The organism is Anaerosporobacter sp. (assembly GCF_965301125.1).
On record NZ_CBDLAM010000186.1, the window covers coordinates 1 to 7,193 of the forward strand.

The 7,193-nt window shown below is 34.0% G+C and carries 8 protein-coding genes; 1 reads left to right on the plus strand and 7 read right to left on the minus strand.

The genetic code is table 11. The annotated features are described in order from the left end of the window. The 6 genes from ACW2QF_RS16055 to ACW2QF_RS16080 all read right to left on the minus strand — a co-directional run. The coding region (locus ACW2QF_RS16055; RefSeq protein ID WP_455717021.1) for a hypothetical protein at window positions 1-213 on the minus strand (213 nt) is incomplete at its 3' end. Window positions 214-752: 539 nt separating this feature from the next. Then, entirely contained in the window at window positions 753-1,232 is a 480-nt protein-coding gene (locus tag ACW2QF_RS16060; RefSeq protein WP_455717022.1) for a methylglyoxal synthase, read from the minus strand. A 20-nt stretch (window positions 1,233-1,252) separates the two neighbouring features. Further along, window positions 1,253-2,389: a bifunctional chorismate mutase/prephenate dehydratase gene (locus tag ACW2QF_RS16065; RefSeq protein WP_455717023.1), complete on the minus strand. Its 1,137-nt coding sequence runs from the start codon at window positions 2,387-2,389 to the stop codon at window positions 1,253-1,255. A gap of 90 nt (window positions 2,390-2,479) precedes the next feature. Beyond that, window positions 2,480-3,034, minus strand: a complete 555-nt coding sequence (locus tag ACW2QF_RS16070; RefSeq protein ID WP_455717024.1) for a hypothetical protein — start codon at window positions 3,032-3,034, stop codon at window positions 2,480-2,482. Between the two features lie 84 nt (window positions 3,035-3,118). Further along, entirely contained in the window at window positions 3,119-4,459 is a 1,341-nt protein-coding gene (locus tag ACW2QF_RS16075; RefSeq protein ID WP_455717025.1) for a bifunctional folylpolyglutamate synthase/dihydrofolate synthase, read from the minus strand. Window positions 4,460-4,480: 21 nt separating this feature from the next. Beyond that, window positions 4,481-5,683 carry a class I SAM-dependent rRNA methyltransferase gene (locus ACW2QF_RS16080; protein ID WP_455717026.1) on the minus strand — a complete coding sequence of 401 codons (1,203 nt, stop codon included), beginning with the start codon at window positions 5,681-5,683 and terminating at the stop codon, window positions 4,481-4,483. Between the two features lie 229 nt (window positions 5,684-5,912). On the opposite strand from ACW2QF_RS16080, the gene ACW2QF_RS16085 reads away from it, so the two are divergent. After that, window positions 5,913-6,323 (plus strand): putative ABC transporter permease, encoded by a 411-nt coding sequence (locus tag ACW2QF_RS16085; protein WP_455717027.1) that lies wholly within the window; start codon window positions 5,913-5,915, stop codon window positions 6,321-6,323. A gap of 200 nt (window positions 6,324-6,523) precedes the next feature. Here the strand turns inward: ACW2QF_RS16085 and ACW2QF_RS16090 are convergent, their stop codons facing one another. Further along, entirely contained in the window at window positions 6,524-6,868 is a 345-nt protein-coding gene (locus ACW2QF_RS16090) for a phenylpyruvate tautomerase MIF-related protein (RefSeq protein WP_455717028.1), read from the minus strand. Window positions 6,869-7,193 lie beyond the last annotated feature (325 nt).

Genomic DNA, 7,193 nt, shown 5'->3' on the forward strand with positions numbered 1-7,193 from the left:
AATATAGTTAATTCCAAATGTAGAATTAATTTGAGATCGTATTGTTTTAAATGGAATAATATTCACATTATAATACCCAGCTGATCTATTCTTTAATATAAGTTCACGTGCACTAATTAGAACTTCTTTAGGCAAATATAATTTTAATATTACAAAATAAGTTAGTATTACTATGTATACCAATAATACAAATTTGCATATTTTTTTATGCATAATTGTAGCCTCCTAAAAGAAAATGTTTTTTATTTACAATGAAATTATTATATACCAACACTAATACTTCCAGATACTCTTAACTTAAATTTATATCCAATAAAAAATACTTTGTAAAATCCAAATAAGATTTTACAAAGCATTAATAATTATAGCCATGTATTCCAAATTATCTACTAGTATTATCAACAACGTAAATCTGCAAAACTCTTAATAACGTAAACCCGCTTCTTAGCTGACGTACTATGGCTAAGAAACGATAGCGAAACAACTATAGTACTTCTTAGTGTGTACTATATAACCTAGGAAGGCGAGGCAAGGATACCGAGCCAGCCGTGCGATGTAGATATTACTATCTTTATAATACCTTTGTGTCATCGCACTAGGGAGGCAGGATGCCGAATCGAAGGCGATTCCGTATCATTTAGATATCTGCACTGTACACACCTAGAAGTACTTAGCTGTGTAGCGTGTTTCGTGTCATAGTACGTCAGCTAAGAAGCATTGAAATCATACATTGAGTTTTGCATTGAAAGTATTTACTGCTTAAAACTCTCTAATCTCTCAGCCATTGTCTTGTTAAAATTCTCAACTTTTCTTTCATATTCCGTATTCATGAATGTTGAAGTAAGCATGAAATCGGCTGTTGCGCGATTGTTTGCAATTGGAATATCATATACTACTGCAATACGAAGAAGTGCTTTTACATCTGGATCATGTGGTTGAGCAGCTAGTGGATCCCAGAAGAATACAACAAAGTCAATGTTTCCTTCTACGATTCTAGAGCCAATCTGTTGATCACCTCCAAGTGGACCGCTATTGTATCCTTTAACAGGAAGATTTGTTTTATCAGCAATTAAACGAGCTGTTGTTCCTGTACCACACAAGATATGTTTCTCTAATTCCTCTTTATGTTGCTGAACCCAATCCACTAATTCTGCCTTCTTACTATCATGTGCAATTAATGCAATGTGTTTTTGTTTTCCAATTGTAAAATTAATAAAATCGTCGTTAATCATATGTTTTTCTCCAATCTGTACTATTCTGTTTTTATGTTACCCAATACACGAACAGATGATGCCTCTTCTTTTATACCTCTAAGAGCATTCATAACTCCTGCATCGCGAAGATTTCCTTCCACATCAACAAAGAATCTATACTCAAAATTCTTACCATTGATAGGTCTTGATTCAATCTTAACCATATTTATATTATTATAAATAAAATGAGATAACATATTATATAATGTACCGCTCTTATGTGGTAATTCAAAACAAATACTTACCTTATTCGCATCTCTTAGAAAAATCTTCTGATTTGCGATAACAATAAATCTTGTACAATTCGTGTCATCAAAATTAATAGATTCCTTCAAAATCTTTAACCCATAACACTGTGCTGCCTTAGTACTACCAATTGCTGCTTGTGTAATATCTCCATCTTCAACAACTTTCTTTGCACTTGCAGCTGTACTATGATATTCTTTCTTTTCAATATAATCATGCTCTTCTAAGAACTTCGCACATTGCATTAATGGCTGTGGATGAGAATATACTGTTTTTAGATTCTCAATTGTTGCACCTTCTAGACCTAATAATGCATTCTGAATCTTAACCACATGTTCGCCTACGATATAATTATCATATTCAAGTAATAAGTCATAGATGTCCGAAATTCCACCTGTTGAAGAATTCTCAATTGGTAAAACTCCATAATCAGCTTTTCCTTCTTTCACAGCTTCCATAACTTTACGGAATGTCAATTCATTAAAGCTATCCACTTCGGTTCCAAAATAGTCATCCATACATTGTTGCGTATACGTACCTTCCTGTCCAAAGAATACAACCTTTGTATCAGCTGTAATCGGTAATTTATCAATTGCCTCAAAGGATTTTGCAATACTTTCTGATTTTACCAACGTATATTGTAATTTACGACTGATTGACATAATCTGTGAGAATAGCTCTTTTGCAGCAATCTTATTAAATTCATTACTAGCTAAAGCACCTAATGTTTCTAATTTTTCTTCCTCACGTTGTTTGTCATAAACTTTCTTGCCTACACTAATCTTATACTCCGCAACATTCTTCGCAATCTCCATACGTTCTTCAAACAAGGAAATAATTTGCTTGTCAATGCGGTCTATGTCTTCTCTACTCTTCAGTAAATCTACCATTGGAACCTCCATACTTGATCTTATTGAACCCTATAACTATTCATTAATAATCATTATATACCAATTAATCCACTGTTGGCAAGTAACGTGTTAAATATCACAATTAAATCTTCTTCCATTCTTTTGCTCTTCCTGATGTTTTTTCTTCCTTGTATATGTAGAACTGTAGTTTTCTTCTTCCTCTTTCCGTTTTTCTTCTGTAGCAGGTAATTCTTTGTACCTTTTTTCTTTCATAGCCTTGGAACTTTCGTCTGCTATTGCTGCCTGTTCCATTTGTACATCTTCCTTCGTGCCTCTTATCCCTGACATATGGGTAGAGACTACTCTTTGTACTTCTTCTTTTGTCTTACAATTCTTAATCTGCTGTTTCATGATCTTACGGCTCATCTCAATCTTGATTGCCTTCAGATATAGCATAGAATCATGTTGTCGCAAATATTCAAGATCCGACGCCGTTAGTTTCTTTCCTAATAAAAGCTTGTTTCGTATGCTTTTAGTCCTTGCAGAAACTCTTTCTTGTTCATCTTCCCTATCTACAAGTGATTCCAAAAGAAATGAAGGTTTCTCTTTTTTCTCTTGCTCAACTAACTTCTTTTGTTGCTGTGTAACTACATTCCATACATTTTTTGTGTTACTAACAAACATATCCTCACCTATCCCTATTATAAGCCCTTGACTAAAAGTTCCTTCAAGTTTTATATCGGCTTAATGAAGGTAATAGTTAATCGTCTATTCTAACACAGAATACACTTCATTATGAAAAGAAAGGGAACCAAATATTATAATTGGTGTCTCTTCTCTATCGTTTTCTGACTCTTCTATCGCTAATTGCAATGCTTCCTTAACGGAATTCGTTGCCTTTACATGATTACAGTATTTTCGTGCACATTCTGCAAGTGACTGTGCATCCAAACCTCTTACATTATCAGGTGTAATCGTATAAATCGCCTTTGCTTTCTCTGATGTTATGGCTAGCACCTTCTCGTATTCCTTGTCTGCAAGTACACCCATAACATAGATGCATTTTCTATCTGGGAAATAAAGTTCCATAGATTCTTTCAGTGCATATGCGGCATCTTCATTATGTGCTCCATCAAGAATTATAGTAGGTTTATCATAAATCTTTTCAAATCGTCCATTCCATCTTGTTAAAGCGACACCCTCATAAATACTTTCCTCTGTTACAGTATATCCCATCTGCTTTAACATAAATACGGTATTGATTGCTACAGCTGCATTCTTAACTTGCATCTTACCTAACAGATGAATCTTAAGCTTATTTAGCACTGTATGATTCTTAGCAGTATTCTCATCTACTGAAAAATCAAATATTGTTTCACCAATACTATAATCGATATTCTCTATATCATCAAAATTCGTAGTTACTAACTCTATGTCCTTATCCTTACATACCGATTCTATAACTTCCATTGCCTCTGGTTGTTGCTGATAAGAAACAACCTTACAACCTTCTTTTATTATTCCAGCTTTCTCATATGCAATCTTTGCTAAGGAGTCCCCTAGAAACTCCATATGGTCCATACTGATTGATGTAAGTACTGCTACCTGTGTATTCTTAATTACATTGGTTGCATCTAATCTTCCACCCATACCAACTTCTAGTACAACTAAATCTATCCCTCGTTCTACGAATTCAAGGAACGACATAGCTGTCTCAATCTCAAAAGGAGTTGGATGTGGATTCCCATCTAAAACCATTTCATCACACACATCGGCAATATATGTGATATGTCTTGCAACAGCTTCTTTCTCTATATATGTTGTTTCAACTTTGGAAGGATTCGATTTATAAGTAATCTGTATTCGTTCACAATACTCTCTAATAGTTGGCGATATATATCTTCCTATTTTGTATCCATTCATAGCCATGATATTAGCTATATATGCGGCGGTAGACCCCTTACCATTGGTACCAGCTATATGCACAAATTGTAATTTATCTTGAGGATTACCAAGACGATTTAGCAATTCTGTTAGTGATTCAAGACCAAGTTTGCTACCGAACTTACCTACCTCATCTATATATTCCATTGCTGCATTAAAATTCATTTGTATTCCTCTTTTCTAACATTACTTTTCATCACATACCTGGAAAATATAGAATTTTAGATAGTATGATTCATCTGCTGCCCATAAGATTGGATGATCTGGTGCTTGTGTTCTATATTCTACTTGGCGAAGGCGTTTGTGGACATTTCTAGCAGCTTGTCCAATCGTCTCCGTAAATAATTCAGGTGTCATAAAGTGAGAACAAGAGCAAGTTGCAAGGTAGCCTCCATCTTTAATCAACTTCATTGCACGAAGATTGATTTCTCGGTATCCTTTTACTGCATTCTTCACAGAATTTCTTGATTTTGTGAATGCAGGTGGATCCAGTATTACAACGTCGAACTTCTCACCTTTTTCCTCTAATTCTGGTAATAATTCGAATACATCTGCGCATTGGAATTTTACTGTATCCTGTAATCCATTCAACTGCGCATTCTCTGTTGCTTGTTTGCATCCAAGTTCCGATGCATCTACACCAAGCACACTAGCTGCTCCAGCAATTCCCGCATTCAAGGCAAATGATCCTGTATGAGTGAAACAATCAAGAACTTTTGCTCCCTTACACAATTTTTGAATTGCTTTACGATTGTTTTTCTGATCTAGGAAGAATCCTGTTTTTTGTCCTTCTTCAACATCTACTATATATCTAACTCCATTTTCTACAATTTCAACTTTCGTATCAAATGGTTCTCCGATAAATCCCTTAATCCTCTCCATACCTTCATTGGTACGGACTTTAGCATCGCTTCGCTCGTATACTCCACGTATTGTTATTCCATCCTCTTTCATGCATGCAATTAAATCATCTACAATTTGTTTTTTGAAGCGATCAATCCCTAATGCTAGAGATTGAACAACTAAAACATCTGAAAATTTATCAATAACAATACCTGGTAAAAAATCTGCCTCGCCAAAAACCACACGACAACTGCTTGTATCAACTGTTTTTTTACGATAATCCCATGCATTCTTCACACGCATTGTAATGAAATCATTATCGATTTCTTGTCCTTTCTTTCTTGAAAGAAGACGAACTCTAATCTTAGAATTCGTATTAATAAAGCCTGTACCCATGAAATACTCATCAAAATCATGTACGTACACCAAATCTCCATTCTCAAAATCGCCAGTAATTGTATCAATTTCATTATCAAAAATCCACATACCACCAGCTTTGATTGTCCTACCTTCGCCTTTTTTTAACTTAACAACTGCTCTATCCATCTATCTACCTATGCATTTTAAAATGCATATATCCTTTCTGTGATATAATCACAATGAAAGCATAGGTATCACCCCATGCTTATTATTTGTTCCATAATTAACCTAAACACCTAATGATTATAGCATAATGCTATTGGTATTACTACCTTTTCACAGAGCAAACCAATAATGGATGTAATCACCTTGAGCATTTTAGAATATTATCAACTCAATTTCAAATAATAGTACTATGAAAAAAAATCTTCTAACTAATTTCATAACATGTGGCCTATTGGGTTGGTGCTTCGAATGTTTCTCTACAGGACTTGGTTCCATTCGTTCACATAGGGACCCTAAATTAACTTGTCACACATCCATATGGATGTTCCCAATCTATGGTGCTGCTGCTTTTCTAACACCAGTTTGCAAGCTATTGAAGAATACAAACATGTTCATACGAGGAGGGATTTACACAGTCTGTATCTTCATTACGGAATTTTGTACAGGAAAATTACTAAAAAAGCACAAAGCCTGTCCTTGGGATTACAGCAAAGCAAAATTCAATTTTAAAGGCGTTATTCGATTTGACTATGCACCATTATGGTTTATTATGGGCTTATTCTACGAAAAAATACTTCTAAATAAGAAACCTTTTTTATAATTTATACCATCATTCAATAAAACCTATAAATTAAATGTAATAATAAAAATACCAATTGAGTAACTAAACTAAGAAATTAAAACCAAAAAAACAACTTTTTGTAGCTGTGTACCATGTGTGAACATACATATATGTTCAAAAAATGGCAAACAGCGTACAAAAGTTGTTCTTTAGCAACAGCACTTTATTATCTTATATATTTAGAAATTAAAACCGTTATATCCCCAGTGGCTAACTTCTTCATATTTAACGTAGATTTTGTCCTTGTCTACTCCTACCACTTTGTTGAATATATCGCAAATTGCTGCGGTTAATTTATCATAAGCATCTGAAGTTGCACCACCGAAGATCTTCACTTCTACGAAAGCGATCTTCTCAAATGGTTGCCCTTTGAAATACAAACTGTAATTGTCTTCAAATCCAAGCATTAACCAACTTTCACTTTTTCCTGGAATTAAGGAAATTGCTTTTCCTAATTCCGTCTTTAATTCATCCTTTTGTTTGTCTGTTAGTGCAACAGACACTTTCGAATTAATAAATGGCATACATCATCTTCCTTTCTACAACCACTACTATAGTCCACTATATACTTTCTTATACGTGATATCCAATTCCCATTGACAGCGTCTTACCTTCATTTTTCCATATGTATTCATTAAATATTCATAAAAATTCTTCTCATATGCAAGAATCTTATCTAGTTGCTCATCTGAGATTGTATAATCCCCATAACGGATTGACATATATAAATAATTTAATTATTTAAAAACCCACTAATCGTTATAACAAAACTTAATTCAAAACCATGTAAACCACTAAGCTAAAATAAAGAGCGGAGATTCAGTAGTATTCTTCAACTTCAGACCAGAT

Bases quoted from the DNA above. Each gene is read 5' to 3' on its own strand.
- ACW2QF_RS16090 (WP_455717028.1), bottom strand. From the start codon at position 6,868: ATGCCATTTATTAATTCGAAAGTGTCTGTTGCACTAACAGACAAACAA.
- ACW2QF_RS16075 (WP_455717025.1), bottom strand. From the start codon at position 4,459: ATGAATTTTAATGCAGCAATGGAATATATAGATGAGGTAGGTAAGTTC.
- ACW2QF_RS16080 (WP_455717026.1), bottom strand. From the start codon at position 5,683: ATGGATAGAGCAGTTGTTAAGTTAAAAAAAGGCGAAGGTAGGACAATC.
- ACW2QF_RS16060 (WP_455717022.1), bottom strand. From the start codon at position 1,232: ATGATTAACGACGATTTTATTAATTTTACAATTGGAAAACAAAAACAC.
- ACW2QF_RS16070 (WP_455717024.1), bottom strand. From the start codon at position 3,034: ATGTTTGTTAGTAACACAAAAAATGTATGGAATGTAGTTACACAGCAA.
- ACW2QF_RS16065 (WP_455717023.1), bottom strand. From the start codon at position 2,389: ATGGTAGATTTACTGAAGAGTAGAGAAGACATAGACCGCATTGACAAG.
- ACW2QF_RS16085 (WP_455717027.1), top strand. From the start codon at position 5,913: ATGAAAAAAAATCTTCTAACTAATTTCATAACATGTGGCCTATTGGGT.